Source organism: Nocardia arizonensis (assembly GCF_001310275.1).
GTDB classification, from domain to species: domain Bacteria; phylum Actinomycetota; class Actinomycetes; order Mycobacteriales; family Mycobacteriaceae; genus Nocardia; species Nocardia arizonensis.
Map to the genome: position 1 here is coordinate 86,248 of NZ_LGYZ01000133.1, position 21,599 is coordinate 107,846.

A 21,599-nucleotide genomic window follows, 5' to 3' on the forward strand; every position below is an offset into this window, starting at 1 on the left:
TCACCGGTCCCATCCGGCGGCGTGCCGGTCGAACAGCGCGGCGATGTCGGCGTCGCCGACCAGCTCCCGCATCCTGGCGTGGTAGGCGGGCCAGTGGGTGCGCAGCAGTTCGGTGGGGTCGGCCAGGATCCAGGACAGCAGGGCGCGGGCGGGTTCGTCGCAGCCGAGCAGCCCGGTGTCGTAGGCCATCGGATACAACCGGCAGCCGCCCCCGCACACCGCCAGCAGCGGGCATCGCGCGCATTCCATGTCGTCGGTGTGCAGCCCGGCCAGCGGCAGCCGATCGGTGAATCCGATACCGGTGTCGTCCAGGATCGAACCGGCGGTGAGCTCGGGGGCGAGTTCGGTCAGGATCGGGCATTGAGTGATCTGGCCGGTCGCTTTCACCGTGGCCAGGTGCTCGTCCTCGCGACAGGGATGCCCGGCGGTCATCGCGGTCAGGGCGTGCGGGTGGGCGAGCAGGCTCGTGGCCAGGTAATTGCCCATCCGCACGGGAAACGGGAACGGGGTTTCGGCGTGGCGGGCCAGGATCGCGGCGTAGTGACGCAGCGGCAACCGCACATCCGGGCGGACCCCGAACAGCTGGCGTTTGCGGGCGGCGGTGCGGGTGCGGTCCCCGTCGCCGTGGTGCACCGGGACGGCCAAGCGCACGTTCCACGCCTGCACCCGCGCGTAGCGGCGCAGGTGCTCGGCGATCTCGATGATCTCGCCGACCGGCTGTGACCACAGGTTAGTGGTGAACACCAGGCCGTATCCGGCGGCGGCCAGGTCGCCGATGGGGGCGTAGGGGTCGGCCAGGTTGCGGTAGCCGGGGCGGATCCGGTCGAGCAGGTCCGAGCGCAGCGCATCCAGCGAGATCCGGAACACCGTGGCCGGGTCGACCTCGGCGATGATCCGGTCGCGGATCTCCTCGGTGAGGAAGGTGGCATTGGTCGAGACCGAGGCCAGGGTGATGCCCTCGGCGCGCAGGGTCGCGGCGAGTTCGAAGAAACGGTCGATGTAGTGGGCGGAGAACACCTCCCCGCCCGTGACCGACACCGAGGCCACACCTTCGGCGCGCACGGCGGCGAGGATGTCGCCGATGCGCTCGGGCGGCCAGTGCTCGTTGCGGGTGCCGTGGTAGCAGTGCGGGCACTGGCCGTTGCAGGCCGCGGTCGGCTCCAGCACCGCGTGGTCGCGCCCCGGCAGGATGCTGCCCACACACCGCTGCCCCTGATCGATCTCCTCGAGGAACGCCGCGAAATCGGCCGCCGCGCGCTCACGCGGAATCGCGAACCGCTCGGCGATCACCCCCACCGCGTCCGGACCGGTCCCCCACCGGCCCACGGTCTCCCAGAACACACGAGATGTGCTGTTGAGCACCATCTTCCGCCCCGACACCCGATCGGCCAGGACATCGTCACCGACCAGGTGCAGCCGGTCGAGCAGTCGTCGGGCGCGTTCGTCGACGTGTTCGGTGGTCGTCATCGCCCGCACCCCTGACCGGTCGCCGTGCCCGCCGGGCTCAACGGCAGCAGCGTTCGACCCTCGTTCCCCGTGCCGGTGCCGTAGCTGGTGATCTTGCCCAGGTGGCAGCCGCCGCCGCACGCCGAGAGCTGCCCGCATCCACCGCAGGCTCCGGTCGGGGCCAGCGCCGCGCGGACCGTGGGCACCATCCGGGTGCGCCACAACCCCGCGATCCCTTCCTGGATCGGTCCGGCGTAGACCGCCGAGTGCGGGCAGTGCCGCAGCCGGCCGTCGACGCTGACCGAGGCCCACAACAGCCCCGCCGCGCAATGGCGGTCGAACTCCGGCCGCACCGGGGCCGTGATCGGCGTCGGATCGGATTCGAGGCAGTGCTTCGGCGCGCACGGCACCGTGACCCGCAACGCCTCCAGGTCGGCGCGGCATTCGTCGATCACCTGCGCCAGCCGCCGCAACGCCACCGGCCGCCGCGGATCCAGTTTCCCGAAGGGCACATACGGCATGAACGACACATCGTGCACGCCGATCTCGATCAACCGTCGCGTCAGCTCCGGCATCTGATCCAGGTTGTCCTCGCAGACAAGGGTTTCCGCAACCGTGCGCAGCCCGGCTCCGACCGCCGCCGCCATCCCGCGCCATGCCTGCGACGCGGCGGCGGGGTTGCGGGCCATCGCGGTGTGGGTGGCATCGAGGCCGTGCACGCTCAGCAACGCGACCCGCAGCCCGAGACCGGCCAGCCGCGCGGCTTCGGAATCGGTCAGGCGCACGCCGTTGGTGAACAGCTCCACGTCCATGCCCGCCTCGGCGGCGGTGGCGATGATGTCGCGGCAGTCCGGGTGCAGGGTCGGTTCCCCGCCGGAGAACCGCATCCGCAGACATCCCCCGGCCGCGGCCTGCTCGATCACCGACCGCGCGACCTCGATGCTCATGTGCGCGCCCGGCGCCGACGCGCTGACCGAGGTGCCGCGCTGGCCGTAGTCGTCGGGTACTTTCCACACGTTGTAGCAGAAGTCGCAGTGCCAGTTGCAGACCCGGGTGATCTCCACCTCCAACGCCAGCGGGAAATCCAGATCCTTGGCGGCCCACTCCGGCGGCGCGCCGCTGCGTCGACGCGAATGCGGCCGGTCCCCGGCCTCGAGCAGACCCGACCAGAACCCGGCCAGATCGGTCGCCAATACCGAGGAGTCCGCAGAGAACCGTGCCGCCAGCACGCTGACCGGGTCGTCGGTGGAGGTGTCGAAGGTGGCTTCGACGAACGCGGCGGCCGTGTGGTCGAGACGGTGTTCGAGACCGTGGCGGGCGTCGTAGAGCAGCCCGATATCGGGCCGGTAGGTGAATCGGCGGCGCAGATCCGTGGCTGCGGCCGGTAACACGGAAACCATGATGGATCCCCCTTGCGGCCAGACCCGCACGCGGCGTCGGCCGCGCTGACCGGGAGTGCCGGAGATGATGGTGATGTCGGCGAATAGCGTTGTCGCCGTTGAACAGTCCGATCACGGTGGAGACGGCGGGACGAGACATCCGCGCGCCGCGTCTCCACCGTGCGAACCACGATCCCGATCAGAACGAGCACTGCGGCGGCAGGTTCTCGGTCGTCTCGACCGACGGAGGCGTGTATTCCTCCTGCCCGCTCGTGTCGGCGTCCTGCGCCTCGATGGTCACAGTCGTGTCTTCCATGGGGTATCCCTCCTTCCCGTTCTCGTCGAAAGGGGTGAAAACCCAACGCTAGGACCACTTCTCGGCCGCTGTAACCGAAAAAGGGCCCCGCCGACCCGAAGACAGGAATTATTCCTGTCTTCGGGCCTTGCGGGACCCTGCGGGGTTGACGAAGCGCTACACGCCGATCAGCTGGGCGTGCAGGTAGGTCTCCACCTGTCCCAACGCCACCCGTTCCTGGCTCATGGTGTCGCGTTCACGCACCGTGACGGCCTGGTCGTCGAGGCTATCGAAGTCGATGGTCACGCAGAACGGTGTGCCGATCTCGTCCTGGCGGCGGTACCGTTTGCCGATCTGACCGGCGTCGTCGTAGTCGATGTTCCATCCGGTCGTGCGCCGCAGTTGCGCGGCGAGGTCTTTGGCCTTCGGCGACAGATCCCCATGGCGCGAGAGCGGGAACACCGCCACCTTCACCGGCGCCAGCCGCCGATCCAGGCGCAGCACCGTGCGGGTATCGACACCGCCCTTGGCGTTGGGCGCCTGGTCCTCGGCGTAGGCGTCGACCAGGAACGCCATCAGCGAGCGGGTCAGGCCCGCGGCCGGCTCGATCACATACGGGATGTAGTGGGAGTTTGTGCTCTGGTCGTAATAGGCCAGCTCGGTGCCCGACGCCTGCGAATGCGCGGTCAGGTCGAAGTTCGTGCGGCTGGCGATGCCTTCCAGCTCACCCCACTCGCTTCCGGCGAACCCGAACCGGTACTCGATGTCGGTGGTCCCGGCCGAGTAGTGCGACAACTTCTCCTTCGGATGCTCGAACAGCCGCAGGTTGTCCGGGTCGATTCCCAGATCGGTGTACCAGGCCAGCCGGGTATCGATCCAGTACTTGTGCCACTGGGCTTCCTCACCGGGCTTGACGAAGTACTCCATCTCCATCTGCTCGAACTCGCGAGTGCGGAAGATGAAATTGCCCGGGGTGATCTCGTTGCGGAAGCTCTTGCCGATCTGCCCGATTCCGAAGGGCAGCTTCATCCGCGAGGTCGTCACCACGTTGGCGAAGTTGATGAAGATCCCCTGCGCGGTCTCCGGGCGCAGGTAGTGCATCCCCTCCTCGGTCTCCACCGGCCCCAGATGGGTCTTGAGCAGGCCCGAGAAGTTACGCGGCTCGGTCCAGCGCCCGACCGTGCCGCAGTCCGGGCACGCCACCACCTCCATCGACACCGAATCAGGGTCATCGACCTTGTGCTTGGCGGCGTACGCCTCCTGCAAGTGGTCCTGGCGGTGGCGGTGGTGACATTGCAGGCACTCCACCAGCGGATCGGTGAAGGTCTGCACATGCCCGGCCGCTTCCCACACCTGCGGCGGCAGGATCACCGAGGAATCCAGGCCGACCACATCCTCACGGCCGGTGACCATCGACCGCCACCACTGCCGCTTGATGTTCTCCTTCAACTCCACCCCGAGCGGACCGTAGTCCCACGCCGACTTGGTACCGCCGTAGATCTCACCACACGGGTACACCAGACCCCGACGCTTGGCGAGGTTGGCGACGGTGTCCACCTTCGACTTGGGTGCCACTACAGGTTCTCCATCCGAATGAAATGCGACGTGAAACAGGAATTCCGCACAGCCTATCGGCCGTCTACGGTTCATCGACAATGCCATCCCGCGCTGATCCGTACGACCGACAGGCGCTCCGCGGGGGCGCCGCCGCCCCGTCTATGGTTCAGCGTGCGGCCGATGGGCGGCCTCGTCGGCCGATCCGCAGGCGCGCGACCCGGTAGAACCGATACAGCGGTCGATGAAGGCGCGGCGGCCGGTATCGCTGGCCATTGGCGCGGCGCTGGAGCGGTGCCACCGGTATGCGCGCATCCCAGATCTCGACCACGGCTATCCCCGGCGAGGTGCCCCGCACTCGCAGAGTGGCGATGGGGCTCGCTTCGCCGCCGTACCCGCGATGGCTGGCGCTGTAGGCAAGCAGACACCGCACCAGGTCGAGGCCGGTCTCCGCCATTTCCTCACAGACGGCACCGGCCACGCCCCACTCCCGTGCCGTCTTACGCAAGAAGTCCTCGGCCTGGCGGGCAGGTTCCTCGACGGTGAGATCGATCAGCACCCATCCCGACTGCGATGATCGGCCGCCGTCCCCGCTGCTCCGACCGCAGCGTCGACCTGGAGAACGGCCCGTGCCACCCGCCCCCGACAGCGGCTGCACCGCGGGATCGGTATTGCCGAGCTTCGGCTGTTTCACCGCAGCCCTCCCAACTCGGTGAGCTGAGTTACCGACACCGACTCCCAGTCCAGCAACCGCGTGCGGAATCGCTGGATCGGGCCGGAGCCATCCCAGCCTTCTTCGTCGGCCATCCCCATACCTATCGGTTTCCCGTACTCGGCTCGTGCCGGATCCCGGTGCCACAGCGCGTAGCGGCCGACTACCGGCGCGGTACCGGCGCGCGGAATCTGCGCACGAGTCCGCGCCATCCACATGGCAGGCCGCAGGTCGGATGCAGCGAGATCTCCTGCACGCCACCGTGTTCGCGGGTCATGCGCGTCGCGGTGGCCGCGTACCCGCACTGCGGACACCGCTCGAAGAAGTCCAGCTCCTCGCGGATCTGTGTCGACGGGCTCGATACCGGCGCGAGGCGTCCCTCCGCTGCCGCCGTGCCCCTGGGCGCCGCAGTGGACGTCTCCGGAAGTTCTCTGCTGTCCGGTGGTGTCGTCGGGGTATCGACGACCAGGCCGGACACGAAGGCGTGTGTGGCGTCGGTGAGGTCGTAGACCGTCTGGCCGCCGTCCGGGTCGGGCGTCGTCCTCGAGCGGACGAGCTTCCTGTTCTGGAGGCTGTCGAGTGTGCGCACGGTCGCGCCCATCGGCCCTCGTGTGTTCAGATCTGCTGTGGTGCAGGGATTCACCGCGTACCACAAGGCCAACAACATGCGCAACTGTGGAAGGCTCAGCCCGCGCACCCGGTGTCGGCTGTGGCGGGCGTGGATGGCCTCCGCGCTCGGCACCGTCGCGCGGTCGAGGGTCGTCGGATCGAGCACAAGGGTTCTCCCTCACCGCGGGATCGGCAGGACGCGGGGGCCGTCGATGGCAAGCCCTCGGGGGTCGGGAGCAAGGCCGATTCGCGCATCGGGCACGGTCCGGCGCAGCGCGGTAGTCGCTGACGATCGCACGATCGAGACGACACGATCGGCGGTATCGGTCGCACTGCACCAGCACTTGCTGCTCGGTATCCACCGGGAAGGCCCTGTTCACGTCCGGTCCTGTTCTACCCAGACACGCGCTGCCGCCGAGATGGTCTGTGCGACCGCACGCGGGTTGAGATCCGAGCTGTCGATGACCAGTTCGGTTTCGGTGGTCAACCAGCCGGATCGGGCGTCGAGGTAGTCGGGCAGGTGCTCAAGGCGCCAGCCGGCCGCGCGATGCAGGGTCGCGTCCTCGGTGATCCGCCGCCGCACCGTGTCGGGCGAAGCCTCGATCAGGACGTGGTGCAACTGGTGACCGAGCGTCCGGATGCCTGCGGCGATCTCGAGCCAGTACCGCTCAGTCAGCACCGTCTGGGGGACCACCAAGTCCTGTCTGGTTTCTCGGGCGATCACGTCGACGGCCAACGGCGTCAGCTTCCGCCACGCCGAGAGGTGCTGGAAGTCGTCGTAGCCAAAGTCCTGCAACTGGGACAGAACCAGGAAACCGACCTTTTCCGGGTCGAACCGGTGCCATGTCGGATCGGCCTCGACCAGCGCATCGGCACTTTCGGTCTTTCCGACCCCGTACGGGCCGTTGAGCCAGATGATCACCGCAGCTCCTATCTCGGGCGGGATTGCACGTCTATGCCTGCGTCGCGCCGTCGCTCGATGCCGATTCCTCCACCGGTATCGGGCGCGCGAATGGTAGGCGGTCCCAGGGCCACGGTTGGCCGCCGCGCAGGACGCGGGCGATGTTCTCGACCAGGACATCGGCGACGCCGTGGTTGGCTTCGCGGGTGCGTCCGGCGATGCCGGGGGTGTGCACGACGTTGTCGCGGCCGAGGATCGGATCATCGAGGGGCACCGGGACGGTCTCGTACACGTCGGTCGCCCAGGCCAATTCGCCGCGCAGCACCCGCTCCCGCAGGGCCGCCAGGTCGATTCCCGCGGCGTCGAGTGTGACCACCAGCGACCCCGCCCGGAGCCGGTCGAGCACCGCCGCGGTCAGCCGCGACCGCGGCGTGCCCTCGGTGACCACGACGATGTCGGCTGCGCTGACGTGCTCGAGGTCGATGCGCTGGGCACCGCTGACCGCGACATCGATCTCATCAGCGTCGGGATCCGCTACCGCCACCGTCGCCCCGAACGCGGCACACAGTTCGGCGACCCGTGCTCCCAGCGGCCCCAGTCCGACCACGGCCACCGTCTTGCCGCGCAGAGTGCCGTTCACGAGGCCGGGATGGTCGCTGTACTGCCAGCTCGGCAGCGGCCACGCACGCGGCCCTTCCACGGCCATCGTCGTGTGCCAGGACGGGAGCGACCGCAGCGCGGCCAGCACCAGGGCGATGGCGTGCTCCGCGCGCGAGTCGGTGTGCCCGCGCGACCCGTCGACATAGGCAATTCCGCGTGCCGCCAGCTCCGCGGCGACGGCCGAGCCGACACCGCCGACACCGGCGACCACAGCCAGTCGCGACAGGGCCGCGAGGTCGGCCGGTTCGGGCTCGACGCCGATCAGCACCAACGCCCGAACATCATCGACGCCGCGGATATCGCGCAGATGCGAGCTTGCGGGCACGGTCTCCCACAGCAAGGTGTGATCGGTCCCCACCAGGCCCTCGCGGAGGCGATCGGCCAGGAACGGCCACGTCGCCTTGAGATAGCCGTCGTTGACGATCAACACGTCCGGGCAGTCCAAGGTCCTGCCCGCGAACCGGCGGCGATGCGCTGCCTCGTCAGACGGTGATGGCACCGAGACCGGCTGATCGCCTTCGGGGTGCGAAGGGGAACGTCCCGTGGTCACCGCAGCCTCCCCACCGCCGCCAGGCAGAATTCGCCGTTCGGGCTGCCCCACCCGAACTCCGCCTCGTCCAACCCGGCCCGATCCGCGTCCGGACGCCAGCGGTGTACGGGCACCAACCCCGGCTCCCACAGGTCACAGCCGGACAGGATCGTGGCGATGTCCTCGCGCGGGCGGGGCCGGAAGTCGATCCCGTTGGCCTGGTAGATGTCGGTCGCGCGGGTGACCGCGCCGGTGTCGTCGTCGGTGGTGACGTGGCTGAGCACCACCCACGACCCGGGCGCAAGGATCGCGGTGAGCGCGGTGATGACGGTCCGGGGATCGGGAATGAACTCGGCGACGAATCCGAGGCAGATCGCCACCGGCAGGCCAGGATCGATCGTCTCGGTGAGTTCTTTCACGATCGTGTCGGTGTCGGTGATGTCGGCGCCGATGAACAACGTTTGCTCTCCGGCGAGCAATGCGCGCCCGTGGGCGGCCACCACCGGGTCGCTGTCGACATAGATCGTGCGCGCGGACGGACGCACGCGGCGGGCGATCTCGTGCAGATTCGGCGGGCACGGGTACCCCGAGCCGAGCTCGACGAACTGAGCGACGCCCTCGACGGCCAGGTCGTGCACGGCTCTGGCCAAGAACATGCGGGCCGCCTGCGCCGCGGGTGCGAATTCGGGCACGTCGGCGACGAGTTGTTCGCCGACTTGCAGATCCGTCCAGTACGAATCCTTGCCGACGCCGAGCAGCACGTCATGCACCCGCCCGCACTGGGCGCGCGACGGGTCGAGCGGGTCGCTCGCCACCGCAGCCGACCCCACTCCCCTGCTCACCGGATCTCGCCTTCCGCGTCCGGAGCGCTCACCACGACATCACCCACCGGTGCATCCACCGCAGGAAGGCGTCGTAGTCGACTTCGGCCGAGACCCGCATCGGGCGCCCGTCCTGATCGCGATACAGTCGTGTGTCGTCGCCGATGCGGATGCGTTCCTCGGCGAATGTCACGAACGGCAGCCCCAGCGCCGCGCTCAAGGTCAGCGGGTTGGGTCGGCCGCGCGGCGAGGTGCCAATGGTATTGGCCCTTTTCCGCGCGGCCTCCCGCCGAACCGGACTTGATGGTTTCCCGATCATCCGGCTCTCCAGTGAACTCTTGCGTGAGCGGGGTCGGCAGGGTGCCCGGTGTGGATGTGGCCGTGGCAGGCGGCGCAGACCACAAGGGTCTTTCGGCGTCGCTTGGACATGGCTGTAATCCATTGGGGTTGGGCTGGTTCGGGTGTTCCCAGGTCTGCGATCCTGCGGATGTGGTGGACTTCGACGTCGCCCACCGTTCCGCAGAGTTCGCAGGTGTCGGCAAGGAGTCTGGTGATGATCTCCTTGTGTGGGTAGTCGACCCGGACCGGTTGAGAATCAACGATTCTCGCTGTTGTCTGCCGTTGGAGCAGGATCTCGCCGAACCGTGCGACCAGTGCCTGTCTGCCGTTTCGTTCGATATGCGCTTGGAAGCAGGTGCGCGGCCCGTGCGGTGTCGTGATCTTGACCTTGTATCTGGTCGCGGCCTTCGACATCGACGAGTGGTGCTTGGCTGCCAGGGTCTTGAGCATCGATGTCTCCATGACCCAGCGCAATCGGCGAAGCCGGTGAACGTCGCCGGCGAGTAGGTAGTACTGGACGATGCCCCGGTAGATGGCCCCGTATGTGGCGACGATGCTGTAGTCGCTGCCACTGATCAGTGCCTTCTGCCTCGCGGGTTTGCCGCGGTGCAGGTAGGGGGCGGATTTGGCCTTGATCACATCCCGTGGGACACGTAAGCCGATCTTGCCGTTGATGCTTCGATTACGGCCGGTCTTCTTCGTGTCGCTGTGTTGGGCGGTGATCTCGTAGCCGAGGAATCGGGCCGCGCCTGTGCGGGCGTGGGTGATCAGCGTTTTGTCCTGGGACAGTTCCAGTTTGAGGTCTTCACGCAGGAACTGCGCCAGCCGCTGTTTGATCTCCTCGGCTTCGGCTTTCGGTCCGACGAATCCGAGCAAATGGTCATCTGCGTATCGGCAATACCGCAGACGGCGGAAACCGGGATCGTCCGGGTCGCCACTGGGCAGCCCGGCCATCCGCTGACGCAGTGTCCGGGCTTTCGCTCGATCACCGCCGCGCCGAGCTTTGGCGATCTGCCCGAGCAGATGACGGTAGGCAGGGTTGTTGACCCTGCGATTTCCTCGGGTGTATTCCGGGATGAGGGTCTTCTCGACGAACTCGTCCAATTTGTGCAGGTAGATACTGGAAAGGATCGGGGATGCGACCCCGCCCTGCGGGGCCCCCGACAGGGTGGCACCCCATTTCCAGTCCTCGAGATATCCGGCCGTGAGCATGTTTCGCACCAGCCGCAGAAACCTTTTGTCGTGGATTTTCTCCGACAAGATCTCGAGCAACCGATCATGCTCGATCGAGCCGAAGCAGTCGGCGATATCGGCCTCGATGAACCACGCGGTCCCGGTCCAGGCTTCGGCGATCTGCCGCAACGCGGTATGACAGCCGCGACCCTGACGGAACCCGTGGGACAGGTGGGAGAACGTCGGTTCGTAATACGCCTCCAACAGCAGCCGCACCACTTCTCCGACGAGCTTGTCCGACCAGGTCGGTAACCCCAACGGGCGTGTTCTGCCGTTCTTCTTCGGGATGTGTACTCGCCGGACCGGGCGGAATCGATAGCGTTCGTGACGCATCGCATCGATGATGCGATCGATCTTGCCCAGCGACATGCCATCCACGGTTTCCGGTGTGACCCCGGCCGTCATCGCCCCCTTGTTGGAGTAGATGCGCCCGTAGGCCAACAGATACAACTGCGGATTGAACAATTGCCGATACAACTCCTCACACGGCAGACCACGCCTGCCGCGCTCACTCAGGACACTCAGCACCGTTGTGGCGCTCTGCATTTCGCATACCTCTCGATAACTATTGGTGTCCGGTTCACCTGGTCTCCTTCGCCCTGCGAGCGGCTTTCCCGCTCTCCCCGGCCGGGCGTGACTCCGGCGACTACTACGAGACCTCCGTCGCCATAGGACTCGCGTCCCGTAGGCGATCCCGCGTTCGTGCGTGTTGTACGTGACAGCGTGAGTTAGGCGTCCCACTCATCTCCTTGAATGTCCTCGTTGGACATCGTCTCGCGCTCCAGAGGTGCGTCGGTCACGACCAAATCCGACGCAGAGCACGACACCGGTTTCAGCGGTCCTTTCCGGTGGATGTGGATTTGCATCGACTGGAGATTGGGATTCAGGCAATCCAGCTTTCGCCATATCACGCGGGTCCCTCCGGCACCCCGTCCCAGACCACTGGACCCGGTCGCCGGATTCTCTGGCATGCTGTTGTCCCCTCAGCCTTTCGGCATCAGGTCAGCCATTCGACCCAAGAACCTCCTCTGAGTTCCCCCCGGCTGAGCCGGGAATACAACACGCCGCTTCGCGGCGCACGTCGTGCATCCACGATCCGTCTTTGATGGCGAACCAGCGGCGCAGGTGCGTGGCCAGCCACCGCGCCCACTCCGGAGCGTCCGGTGCGTCGAGTGCGTCCACGAGCGGCCAGTCCTCGACCACCCGGATCTTGGGGTGGTTGGTGTGCTCGGACATCACCAGGATCGGGTGTGGCAGTATCCGCAGGGCCAGGGCCGCCGAGCCGATGCAGGTGTGGAAATTGTGGGACGCGCGCTGCGGATCCCGGTAGTCGGTGAGCCAGCCTCCCATTTGGGTGACGATCAACTGCTCGGCGTATTCCGGTGCGGCGGTGAGTAGTGCCGCCAGTTCGGCCATCGGCCCGCAGCCAACCCACCGGACCGGGCCCGGCGCGGCCTCGATGATGCCGGTGAGGGATTCGGTGAGCCGGTTGAGGCGGTCTTCGCGTTCCTCGGCCGGCGGGCGGATGTAGTCGGGGATCTCCTGACCCGGATCGACCAGAAGCCGCCGCTTGCCCCCGAGGTCGATGCCCTCGATGACCGGCACCTCGGCGCGGTCGAGCGAATCCAGCACCCGGCGCGCGAACAGCGCGCGCTGTCCGCCGACCTCATCGGCGGTCACCACCACCAGCTGGCCCGCCGGAATCAGGCGCGCCGCGAGGATCACGGTCACGAAATCGTCTGGGTCGTAAGCTATGTCGGTATTCACGACCACCAGGCCATCGAGGGCGGGCGGGTCGGAAATCGCTGTCGCGGCGGCGGAAGGGTCGACGATGGTTGTCAACGGAGTTCTCCTCTATCAGTGCGTACTACGGGTAGGTGGGATCGGAGTCAGCGCGTGCGGCGGGCTCGGGCCTGGCCGTCGACGGTCAGCACGGTGACCGCTGCGGCGTGGGTGGTGGTGGAGCGTGTCGTCGCGGACCGACGATGTCGGTCAACGCGAGTTCGATGTAGCTGCGCACCATCTCGACGGTGATGTCGGCCGGTTCCGGGTGCTGGGTCACCAGTCCCAGCAGCACGCACACCACCAGCGAGACGGTCACCTCGCAGTCGGTGGGCGGCGCGCCGATCCGCTCGGCCGCGTCGGCGAGCCAATCGCCGAGTGCTGTGACCAGTTGTGTGAGCGGGATCGCGCGTGCGGGTGCGGGTATCGGCGGTTTGGGTGAGAATTCGAGCTCGATCCAGCTCGTTCGCGTGGCCGCCAGGAACGCCCACGTCGACACGACCGAGATCAGCTGGTCGGCGGTGTCGACGCGCACCAGGCCCAGGCGCTTGATCACACCTCCGTACACGTGGTCCAGGACCGCCGCGCCCAGCTCGTCCTTGCCCGAGAAGTTCGAGAACACCGCGCCATGCGTGAAGCCGGCGCGCGCTGCGATCGCCTCGACGGTGGTCGCCTCGAACCCCTGCACGAAGAACAGCTCGACCGCCGCGGTCACCAGGCGCTCTCGGGTTTCGCGTTGCTTCTCGGCGCGCGTCGGCACCGGCTTGCCCGGATTCGTCATCAGCACGCCCGGCCCGCCGGAGGTATCTCGACGACAGCGCTCATCCCGTCGAGGACCCGCATCGTTCGCAGCGTCTGCTGTCCCAGCGGTGTCAGCGACCACACCCACGCACCATCAGCCCAGCTCTGATGCTGCCCTCGGACCAGATGCCGCGCCTGCAACGTGGTGAGCGCGCGCGCCACCGGCATCGACCGCCCTCCGGCGGTCGCCGCCGCGACATCGGCGGAACGGCAGCCCGCCTCGGCGCCCTCGAGTTCCCGCAGCACAGCGACCTGCACGCCGCTGAGCACGAACCCCGCGCTCGACCCGCGACGTTCATGATGGTCCTCGGAGACTCCCCCTGCGGGACGAGTGAGCACCGCCGCGGTCATTGCCGCGCTCCGCGCGTGAGGCCGCCACCGGTCCACCGAACATGCTGCGCCGCAGTGCTGTTCGAGTCTGCCGATGTGGTGGTGTGGTTCGGAGTCGCGCTCGCGCCGACTCGTTCCCGGTCGGACTGACCCGGCAGGGTGCCGCCCGCGTCGACATGGTCTTGCAGGTCTTCGCCGATCGCGTTGTACACCGAAGTCGCGTGGCCGAGCGCTATGGCCTGGCTCTGCTTCCGGGTCCAGCCCGCGAGTATCAGAATCTCCACCGCGGCTTCGAGTTCGCTCGAGTAGCGCGCCAAATCCTTCTCGTGGTTGGCAGCCTCGAATGCCCGAGCGAACGTCATGGTGTAGTCGCGGCCGAATTGGGCGGTCATCTCCGCAATGATCGCCTCGACTCGCGGGTAGTCGATGTCGCTGTTTTCGCTCTCCGGCAATGGCTGCGCCTCCGCCGGCGGTGGCGTGCTCATGCCGGTCGCGGGGCGGCGTGCGTGCGGGCGCCCAGGGTGACCGGCAGGCGGAGGTGGCCATTGACCACGAGGCTCGCGATAGGAGCGAGGTCTTGCGGGTCGGCGGCGAGTTCCATGTCCGGGAACGCGGCGAACAGCGCCGGGAGCGCGACCGTCGCTTCCAGGCGCGCCAACGGTGCCCCGACGCAGAAGTGCGGGCCGTGCCCGAAGGCCAGGTGCCCACCTTCGGCACGGGTGGGGTCGAACCGCTCCGGGGTGCGGTGCAGGTTGGGGTCACGGCCTACCGCGGCCAGGTTGACCAGCACGACGTCGCCCGCCTTGATCACGAAGCCGTCACCGAGATCGATGTCGGTGACCGCGAACCGGAACGGCATCAGGGGCAGCGGCGGCTGGAGGCGCAGGACTTCCTCCACCACCGCCCCCCACGTGAACTCTCCGGCCATCGCGTTCGACAGCAGCGTGCGGTCGCGCAGCAGGGCCACGATCGCCTGATCGAGCAGGTGGGTCGTGGTCTCGTATCCGGCCACGATCAGCAGCATGAGCGTGTCGGCGAGTTCCTTGTCCGACAACTCGTCGCGGGCGTACGCCTCCAGCAGGGTGCTGGTGACGTCCTCGCCGCGGTGGTCCGCCTTGAAGGCGATCAGCTCGGCCAGCACCTGATACATCTCGCCCAGGTTGGCTTCGGCCTGCGCCGGGGTCAGGGTGATGTCGAGGATCTTGGTGGTGCACGCGCACAGCGCCGCGGCCGGGCTGGCGGGCACACCCATGAGTTCGCAGATCACCCGGATCGGGACCTCGTTGACGAAAAGCGCACGCAGGTCGACCGTTTCACCGATCGGCATCGCGGACAGGCCCTCGATCAACTCGGCGGTGATCGCCTCGATTCCCGGTCGCATCGCCTCGATCCGGCGCGGGGTGAACGCCGGTGTGACCACCCGGCGCAGTCGTGTGTGGTCCTCGCCGTCCACGGTGAGCATGCTGCGTACCGCGACCCACCCGTACATCGCCCATGCCGGGGTGATCTCGCCGTCGCGCAGCGCGGGCCAGTGCTGGTGCGCGTCCTTGGAGATCCGCGGGTCCTTCATCAATGCCCGCAAGACGGCCGTGTCGGTCACCGACCAGGCCAGCACCCCGCCGGGCAGCTCGACGCGCGCGATCGGACCGCGCTCCCGCGATCGCTCCAGTTCCTCCGGCCAGTCGGCGCCGGTCAGCACGATCGGCGGGAGGTCGGTGTGCAGTGTCATCGGGAGTTCTCCTTCGGGTGCATCGGCGGCATCGCCAGATTCATGGGTGGGCAGGGCTGGAAGGTGACCGGAAGCGCGGCCAGGGCGCGGTGGAAGGGTCCGGGGCGCCACGTCGGTGCCTCGGCGGCGAAGGTGAGATCGGGAATGGCGTCGATCAGCAGCTCGACGGCGCGGGCGACGATGATTCCGGCGATGTCGCGTGCCCGTGTCGGGCATGCGTGTGCCCCGGCGCCCCAGGACAGGTGAGAGTGGTTGCCGTCCCGATCGATCCCCTGCTGGTCGACGGCGGGATCGGTGTTGCAGGCGGCGTAACTGATCAGCACCGGCTGGTGCGCAGGAAGCCACACGTCCTCGATCAACAGCGGTTGCGGTGGATAGGTGGCCCCGAAGTTCGGTAGCGGGGTGTCGGTGAAAAGCACCTCGGCGATCGCGTCCCGGACCGAGAGTGATCCGCCGTGCACATCGCCGCCGAACCGTTCGTCGCGCAGGGTCAGCAGCACCGCGTTGGTGATCAGATTGCACGTCGGCTCCGTGCCCGGACCCAGCAACAGCGCGGTCTGTTCGACGACCTCGACATCATCGAGGCCCGCTGGATGCTCGATCAGCCGCGATATCACGTCATCGCCGGGCGCGGCGCGTTTGGCCTGCACGGCCTTATACAGCGCCTCCCCGAACCGCGGGCCTGCCTCGGCGTCGCCGTCGAGCATGGCCGCCATCTGCGCCCACGCCGAATGCGCGTCCTCCGGTGCCAGGCCCAACAGCCCGCACATCACCCAGAACGTCAGCGGGTAGGCGTATTGACCGCGCAGATCCGCCCGACCCACCTCACAGAAGGTGTTGATCAGCAGCTGGGCATGGTCATCGATGATCCTCTCCACCCTGAACCGGTCGATCCCGGTCAGCGCGTCGTTGATCGCGCCCCGATACCGTTTGTGGTCGGGTCCGGCCGTGCGCAGTCCGTTGCGCCGCCCCCGCAACACCTCGAATACCGAACTGCTCGGGTCGGCGGTTTCCTCCCATCGCGACGGGGCCGCCGGGAAATGCTCCTCGTCGTGCATGACCCGCAGCGCGGTCCGATAACCGACCACCAACGTGGCCGCTACCCCCGGCGCCAACCACACCGGCACCAGCGACCCGTACTGCGCGCGCATCTCCCGGTACGCGGCGAGTGGATCAGCGGCGAATTCCTCCGAATACAGCGACACCCGCTCCTCGCCGTCGACCGCCGCCCCCGGACCGAACGGGCATCGAGCCTGAGTCGGGGCCGTCACCGGCGGCCCTCCTGCTGCCGCACGGCCGCACCGATGTCCACGGTCAGCTTGGCCAACGGGTTGAATTCCGCCAGTCGGCCGGTTGGTCGCCGCAACCAGGCGCGCACAGGGTCGTCCGGGCCGGGCAACGGCAGCTCCGTGCCGCCGACCGTGCGGATCGCCGCCACCTGGAACAGGCCCACGGCGACCTCCAGCGTCGGCGCGGGGACCTCCGGCGTCGATGCTCGCTGCATCAGGTGCACCGGCCGCTGGTCACCCGCCGGTGCCGCACTCGTCAGGAAGGTCAGGAAATCGGTTCTCCAGTTCTCCACGACCGGGGTCGCAACGCCCTGCTTGTCCAGCGCCTCGAGAACCCGGACCCCGAGGGCGCGGGGCATCTGAATGGCCTCCACCACGCCGGTGCGCAGCAGGATGCGTCCCTGCTTGCTGACCGTGGTGTCGAAGTCGTGCTCGTCGCGGTACTGCTCGCTCATCCGCTCGGCCGCGGCGATGTCGGTCTCTTCATCGACGGCCTGTTGCTCTAGGGTGATCATGGTCTGAATTCCTCGTACGGTTGGGATCAAGACAGCCGTCCTCGACGACGGCACAGGGAAAGGCGCTCAGCGCCCGACGAAGGCTCCGCACCTGGGTCTGCGGCATCGGTGAATGCGCGATAATCCACGGCGAGTGCGGAATTCATGCACCTCAGCATCGGCACACCCCACCGAATGGGGAACTGCACTAGCGCCGCACCGCACTGCAACATCACTGCACTTCCGCAGTAGCCCACTGCCGCACGACGGTGGATGGGTGGAAAACTGGGCGGCATGACAGAACTCAACGGCGTCCCGGTCACCGCCGACGATCTCGCGTCGCTGGCGCTGGTCGGCTACGGACACTTCACCTCGATGCGGGTCGAGCAAGGCGGCGCGGTACGCGGCCTGAACCTGCACATGGACCGCCTCCGCCGCGACTGTCAAACCGTCTTCGCCGCCGACCTGGACACCGAGCGTGTCCGCGAATACGTCCGCCACGCCATCCGCGGTGCCGCCGCGCCTCTGGTCGTGCGGGTGACCATCTACGATCCGGCGCTCACCCTCGCCCGGCCCGGCGACGCGGCCGAACCGCACGTGCTGATCACCATGCGGTCCGCGCCGTCCGCGACCGCTGGCCCGCTGCGTCTGCAACCGGTCGTGTATTCGCGAGATCTGCCGCGGGTCAAACACGTCGGACTCTTCGGTGCCCTGCACCAGCGCGCACTGGCCCAGCGCGCCGGATTCGACGACGTCGTGTTCACCGAGCCGGACGGCACGATCACCGAGATCGGCACCAGCAACATCGCTTTCGTCCGCCGCGACGGCCAGTTGGTGTGGCCGCACGCCGAAGTGCTCGTCGGCACCACCATGCGACTGCTCAACCAGGTCCGTGACGAAGAAGTCCTCACCGAGCACGTCACCCTCACCCAGCTCCCCGACTACGCCGGAGCCGTAGCGACCAACGCCGCGACCGGGGTCCGGCCGGTGATCAGCATCGACGAGCACCACTGGCCCGAACACGAAGTGGTCGAGAAGCTGCGCGCTCAGTACGAATCCATTCCGCCACAGCGGATCTAGTCTCACCCCGCGCCAGGAGGCCACTAGGCTGATACGCCACCGCAAGGAGAAGGGGTAGACGCGGAAATGATCAGCCTGGTGAAGCCCTGGACCGGCGCCGAAGTGACGGCGCTGCGCCGCGCGCTGCGCATGTCGTTGCTCGACTTCGCCGCCTACCTGGGAGTCAGCCCACGCGGCGTGTCCCTCTGGGAGGCCAAGGGCGCCGAGATCGAGCCGCGCCCGGTCAACCAAGCCGCCCTCGACACCTCGCTCAAACGACTCAGCGCCGACGAACTCGCCCGCTTCGTCCAGTTGGTACCGGCCGAGGCCATCACCGAAGCCCCCGAGGACGAAGACCTCGTCCAGCCCGACCGCGCCCGACATCCCGTCGACGGACGATGGATGACCCGCATCCCCGACAGCGTCTACCTGTCCGGACCACTCGACCAACCCGTATGGCTGCCCGACTACTGGATCGACACCTACCCGGTCACCAACGGCGACTACGCCCTGTTCGTCGGCGCCATCGGCCACCCACCGCCGCAACACTGGACCGGCCGCCACCCACCCCCGGAGATCAACAATCACCCCGTCGTGTGGGTCACCCACGACGACGCCAGCGCCTACGCACGCTGGGCCGGAAAACGCCTCCCCACCGCCCATGAATGGGAAAAAGCCGCACGCGGCACCCGCGGCGCGACCTGGCCGTGGGGCGACCAAGCCACCCCAGCGAAATGCAACTGCAAACGCGACCGCACCATCGGCACCACCACCCCCGTCGACCGCTACAAATCCGGCGTCAGCCCCTACGGCGTCTACGACCTCGCGGGCAACGTCTGGGAATGGCTGTCCACCGAAACCGCCCTCGGCCGATACGAACTCAAAGGCTCGAGCTTCCACTCCCTGCTCGAAGCCGCCGCAGCCGCGGCCTTCAACGACGCCGACCGGCTCATGCTCGACGACGACACCGGATTCCGTTGTGCCACAACTAACCTTGATGCCACACCGACGACAGGAATTTGATCGCGACTGGACAGAGTGTCCACACATCGGACATCGCCAGTCCGCGACATCTGCACACGTGCGAAACTGCACGGCGACCACAGTTTCAACGGCCGATGAAAAAGGCTCAAATCCCGCAGATTGAAGAATTCCGGGAACTCTGGTGTGCCGAATCGGCTTCGACAAACTGTCCATCAGAGCCTCCTACCTCGGTCGATTCGGTCGCGAATCGACGAAATCCCCCTGCGTAATCAGTCCGAGTAACTATTCGGCTCGTCGCTTCAGATCAGTCTGCGCGGCGCTCTAGTCTTGGTGTAGACCTTCGATGCGGACACAAATCTGTCCGCATCGGGCACCGAATCCAAGGGACCAATGGATGCCACAGCAGATGCGTGAGTTGATCGTTGAAACACCGCACCAGGTGTTCGGGGCGGAACTACGGCACTGGCGGCTCCTGCGCGGACTCTCACAGACGGCCCTCGGCGCACTGACCACCGATAGCGGTTCCCTCATCGGCAAAATCGAGAAGGCTCAGCGGATTTGCCACCTAGAGCTCGCGCAGCGCTTAGACACGGCACTGAACACCCAAGGCGCACTCGAGCGGATGTGGCGGCGCATAGAACAAGCCGCTACCAACCCCAGCATCGACACCACGGCCGATGCTGAGGCAGTACTACCGGGCAACCCATGGGCAGCATTGCCGTTGCCCGAGCTCCTGCGGGACTGGGAAGCCGGCGACACCCCAGAAGTTCCTCGTGGCGCGAGTAGAAGGCGCGTCGGACAAGCCGACATCGACATCATGTGGTCGATGTGCAACACCCTGACCACCGCCGATCGCCATCTCGGTGGCGGCTACGCGCGCGACGCCCTGACACAATTCCTGACCAGCACTGTCACGCCCGCACTGCACGGAACCTACGACGCGACGATCGCCACCGAGTTGCACACCGTCAGTGCACGTCTCGCTGACCTGGCCGGGTTCATGTCCTTCGACACCTCCCGGCACACATCTGCACGAGCGTGGTTCCGCACCGCCCTCGCGTTGGCCAAGTCTGCTGACAACCTCGCGCTCGGAGCGCATATATTCAGCGACATGGCCATGCAGGCGCACCACACCGGCCACCCAGCCGACGCGGTCACCCTTGCCGAGACAGCTGTGGGAACAGCCCGCCAATCCGGCTCACCATCGACCATCGCTCGCAGCAGCGCTCTGCTGGCGCGGGCACACGCCCTTGCCGGCGACCGCGGCCCAGCCGTCCAGGCACTCGTGGCCGCCGAACGCCAACTCGACCGCGCTCGGCCCAACGACGAGCCCCCCTGGATTCGATTCTTCACCCACGAACAGCTCGCCGCCGAGGCGATGTACGTCGCTAGCGACAGCGGCCAATTCGAGCTGGTACAACACCACGCACCCCTCGTCTTGGCGTCCACTGGCGAGATGGAACGCCGCTACGTCCTCGCCTCGTCAACCCTTGCTGGCTCCCACATGGCCCATCCACGTCAAGCCGACGTCGACCAAGCCGCGCAGATCCTTATCGAGGCATTGCCCGCAGCCAGCACTGTCGTGAGCAGTCGCGGACTCGACGCGATCAATACCGTCCGCCGTCAGCTCGCCGCGCACTCCGAACGAGAGCTGGTTCGACAGGTCGAGCACGACTTCGCCGAGGCTATGGCGCCGACCGGACAATGACCACAACTGCCAGTCTCCATTCGAGCCTTTACACAGCCTGCACAGCACACGGGCTGAGCACAGCCGGAGCACGGCTCATCCATCACTCCAGCAACGCTGTATTCGTCCTGCCGGAGCACAACGCGGTCGCCCGAATTTCCACCGGTGCCGCAGACCTTCCGCGGGCCCAGCGAACCAGAGCCCTCACCCTGTCACTCGCCGACGCCGGCTTCGGCACCACTACGCCCCTTCCGCACGCAACCCCGATCATCGTCGACGGCCACGACGTCAGCTTCTGGGTCTACTATCCGCAGCCCACAGGACAACCGTCGCCGACTTCCCGCGAGCTCGGAACACTGCTCCGCACACTTCATTCCACGGCAGTGCCAACCCACGTCGAACTCCCACAGTGGGTTCCGCTCGAATCTCTGCACTCCGCACTCACCGATCCGAACACTGAGACCGACCACCTCGGTGTGGACGAACGGCATCGGTTGCTCGACATGGTGTACGCCGTTCGCCAAGACATCACCGATCTCGAATGGCCCCTCGGCGACGGTCTGCTGCACGGTGACGCCTGGGCGGGCAATCTACTCTGGCACGACACCGGTTCCGCAGTCCGTCCCATCCTCGGGGATTGGGATTGGGCCAGCATCGGCCCGCTCGAGGTAGACCTGATCCCGACCTGGCACGCCGCGATACGCTTCGGACGAGATCAGGAATGGGTCGAGAATTTCATCGACGAGTACGGCTACGACCTGCGCGACGACTCCCGTGGATTCCAGGTGCTCCGCCGAATGCGGGATCTGGTCCAAGTAAGCGGCCCGCTCCGCCGCGCAGGCACCTCTCCGGATCATGCGGCGCGTCTGCGACAGCGAGTCGAAGGCATCCTGTCCGGAGACGAACACGGCCCATGGAGCCAGTACACCTGACTCGTACCGCGGCCAGCTGCCGCATGCGATGCAG

General features: G+C 67.2%; 21 protein-coding genes. 4 read left to right on the top strand and 17 right to left on the bottom strand.

What is annotated here, in order from left to right; translation table 11 throughout:
* From APZ21_RS31665 to APZ21_RS31740, 17 genes are all read right to left on the bottom strand, one after another.
* A complete protein-coding gene (locus tag APZ21_RS31665) occupies positions 1-1,467 on the bottom strand; it encodes a radical SAM protein (RefSeq protein WP_162240403.1) in 1,467 nt (488 codons plus the stop codon).
* On the bottom strand, positions 1,464-2,846 hold the full coding sequence (locus APZ21_RS31670) for a radical SAM protein (protein WP_054816799.1): 1,383 nt from the start codon (positions 2,844-2,846) through the stop codon (positions 1,464-1,466). Before APZ21_RS31670 ends, APZ21_RS31665 begins: the two co-directional genes overlap by 4 nt.
* A gap of 451 nt (positions 2,847-3,297) precedes the next feature.
* Complete coding sequence (locus APZ21_RS31675; protein WP_040703635.1) at positions 3,298-4,695, bottom strand: glycine--tRNA ligase; 1,398 nt, start codon at positions 4,693-4,695, stop codon at positions 3,298-3,300.
* A gap of 148 nt (positions 4,696-4,843) precedes the next feature.
* Entirely contained in the window at positions 4,844-5,368 is a 525-nt protein-coding gene (locus APZ21_RS31680) for a hypothetical protein (protein ID WP_156371437.1), read from the bottom strand.
* A gap of 181 nt (positions 5,369-5,549) precedes the next feature.
* Positions 5,550-6,161, bottom strand: coding sequence for a hypothetical protein (locus APZ21_RS31685; RefSeq protein WP_040703631.1), 612 nt, complete (start codon positions 6,159-6,161; stop codon positions 5,550-5,552).
* Between the two features lie 210 nt (positions 6,162-6,371).
* Entirely contained in the window at positions 6,372-6,917 is a 546-nt protein-coding gene (locus APZ21_RS31690; RefSeq protein WP_051028829.1) for an AAA family ATPase, read from the bottom strand.
* A 31-nt stretch (positions 6,918-6,948) separates the two neighbouring features.
* Entirely contained in the window at positions 6,949-8,106 is a 1,158-nt protein-coding gene (locus APZ21_RS31695) for an NAD(P)-dependent oxidoreductase (protein ID WP_162240404.1), read from the bottom strand.
* Positions 8,103-8,927, bottom strand: coding sequence for an SAM-dependent methyltransferase (locus APZ21_RS31700; RefSeq protein WP_082393615.1), 825 nt, complete (start codon positions 8,925-8,927; stop codon positions 8,103-8,105). The genes APZ21_RS31695 and APZ21_RS31700 overlap by 4 nt, the downstream gene beginning before the upstream one ends.
* Positions 8,928-8,955: 28 nt before the next feature.
* Positions 8,956-9,126, bottom strand: a complete 171-nt coding sequence (locus APZ21_RS34580; RefSeq protein WP_156371438.1) for a hypothetical protein — start codon at positions 9,124-9,126, stop codon at positions 8,956-8,958.
* 95 nt (positions 9,127-9,221) lie between these two features.
* Positions 9,222-11,024 (bottom strand): reverse transcriptase/maturase family protein, encoded by a 1,803-nt coding sequence (locus APZ21_RS31705; RefSeq protein WP_174553586.1) that lies wholly within the window; start codon positions 11,022-11,024, stop codon positions 9,222-9,224.
* Between the two features lie 456 nt (positions 11,025-11,480).
* Positions 11,481-12,320, bottom strand: coding sequence for a nucleoside hydrolase (locus tag APZ21_RS31710; protein WP_082393616.1), 840 nt, complete (start codon positions 12,318-12,320; stop codon positions 11,481-11,483).
* 85 nt (positions 12,321-12,405) lie between these two features.
* On the bottom strand, positions 12,406-13,041 hold the full coding sequence (locus APZ21_RS31715) for a TetR/AcrR family transcriptional regulator (protein ID WP_156371439.1): 636 nt from the start codon (positions 13,039-13,041) through the stop codon (positions 12,406-12,408).
* On the bottom strand, positions 13,041-13,412 hold the full coding sequence (locus tag APZ21_RS31720; RefSeq protein ID WP_040703629.1) for a hypothetical protein: 372 nt from the start codon (positions 13,410-13,412) through the stop codon (positions 13,041-13,043). The genes APZ21_RS31715 and APZ21_RS31720 overlap by 1 nt, the downstream gene beginning before the upstream one ends.
* Entirely contained in the window at positions 13,409-13,783 is a 375-nt protein-coding gene (locus APZ21_RS31725) for a hypothetical protein (RefSeq protein ID WP_156371440.1), read from the bottom strand. Before APZ21_RS31725 ends, APZ21_RS31720 begins: the two co-directional genes overlap by 4 nt.
* A gap of 89 nt (positions 13,784-13,872) precedes the next feature.
* The gene (locus tag APZ21_RS31730) at positions 13,873-15,120 is read right to left on the bottom strand and encodes a cytochrome P450 family protein (protein WP_040703626.1); all 1,248 of its coding nucleotides are present in this window, start codon (positions 15,118-15,120) and stop codon (positions 13,873-13,875) included.
* Positions 15,117-16,391 (bottom strand): cytochrome P450 family protein, encoded by a 1,275-nt coding sequence (locus APZ21_RS31735; protein WP_051028824.1) that lies wholly within the window; start codon positions 16,389-16,391, stop codon positions 15,117-15,119. Before APZ21_RS31735 ends, APZ21_RS31730 begins: the two co-directional genes overlap by 4 nt.
* The gene (locus APZ21_RS31740) at positions 16,388-16,924 is read right to left on the bottom strand and encodes a hypothetical protein (protein ID WP_040703624.1); all 537 of its coding nucleotides are present in this window, start codon (positions 16,922-16,924) and stop codon (positions 16,388-16,390) included. Before APZ21_RS31740 ends, APZ21_RS31735 begins: the two co-directional genes overlap by 4 nt.
* A 273-nt stretch (positions 16,925-17,197) precedes the next feature.
* Here APZ21_RS31740 and APZ21_RS31745 point away from each other — a divergent pair, with 273 nt between their 5' ends.
* From APZ21_RS31745 to APZ21_RS33485, 4 genes are all read left to right on the top strand, one after another.
* Positions 17,198-17,983, top strand: coding sequence for an aminotransferase class IV family protein (locus APZ21_RS31745; protein WP_040703623.1), 786 nt, complete (start codon positions 17,198-17,200; stop codon positions 17,981-17,983).
* 66 nt (positions 17,984-18,049) lie between these two features.
* Positions 18,050-18,985 carry an SUMF1/EgtB/PvdO family nonheme iron enzyme gene (locus APZ21_RS31750; RefSeq protein ID WP_204249194.1) on the top strand — a complete coding sequence of 312 codons (936 nt, stop codon included), beginning with the start codon at positions 18,050-18,052 and terminating at the stop codon, positions 18,983-18,985.
* Positions 18,986-19,340: 355 nt separating this feature from the next.
* The gene (locus tag APZ21_RS31755; protein WP_051028823.1) at positions 19,341-20,654 is read left to right on the top strand and encodes a helix-turn-helix domain-containing protein; all 1,314 of its coding nucleotides are present in this window, start codon (positions 19,341-19,343) and stop codon (positions 20,652-20,654) included.
* Positions 20,651-21,565, top strand: a complete 915-nt coding sequence (locus APZ21_RS33485; RefSeq protein WP_063125124.1) for a phosphotransferase — start codon at positions 20,651-20,653, stop codon at positions 21,563-21,565. The genes APZ21_RS31755 and APZ21_RS33485 overlap by 4 nt, the downstream gene beginning before the upstream one ends.
* Positions 21,566-21,599: the final 34 nt, after the last annotated feature.

Bases quoted from the DNA above. Each gene is read 5' to 3' on its own strand.
- APZ21_RS31665 (WP_162240403.1), bottom strand. From the start codon at position 1,467: ATGACGACCACCGAACACGTCGACGAACGCGCCCGACGACTGCTCGAC.
- APZ21_RS31670 (WP_054816799.1), bottom strand. From the start codon at position 2,846: ATGGTTTCCGTGTTACCGGCCGCAGCCACGGATCTGCGCCGCCGATTC.
- APZ21_RS31705 (WP_174553586.1), bottom strand. From the start codon at position 11,024: ATGCAGAGCGCCACAACGGTGCTGAGTGTCCTGAGTGAGCGCGGCAGG.
- APZ21_RS31715 (WP_156371439.1), bottom strand. From the start codon at position 13,041: ATGACGAATCCGGGCAAGCCGGTGCCGACGCGCGCCGAGAAGCAACGC.
- APZ21_RS31720 (WP_040703629.1), bottom strand. From the start codon at position 13,412: ATGACCGCGGCGGTGCTCACTCGTCCCGCAGGGGGAGTCTCCGAGGAC.
- APZ21_RS31725 (WP_156371440.1), bottom strand. From the start codon at position 13,783: ATGACCGCCCAATTCGGCCGCGACTACACCATGACGTTCGCTCGGGCA.
- APZ21_RS31730 (WP_040703626.1), bottom strand. From the start codon at position 15,120: ATGACACTGCACACCGACCTCCCGCCGATCGTGCTGACCGGCGCCGAC.
- APZ21_RS31740 (WP_040703624.1), bottom strand. From the start codon at position 16,924: ATGATCACCCTAGAGCAACAGGCCGTCGATGAAGAGACCGACATCGCC.
- APZ21_RS31745 (WP_040703623.1), top strand. From the start codon at position 17,198: ATGACAGAACTCAACGGCGTCCCGGTCACCGCCGACGATCTCGCGTCG.
- APZ21_RS31750 (WP_204249194.1), top strand. From the start codon at position 18,050: ATGATCAGCCTGGTGAAGCCCTGGACCGGCGCCGAAGTGACGGCGCTG.
- APZ21_RS31755 (WP_051028823.1), top strand. From the start codon at position 19,341: ATGCCACAGCAGATGCGTGAGTTGATCGTTGAAACACCGCACCAGGTG.
- APZ21_RS33485 (WP_063125124.1), top strand. From the start codon at position 20,651: ATGACCACAACTGCCAGTCTCCATTCGAGCCTTTACACAGCCTGCACA.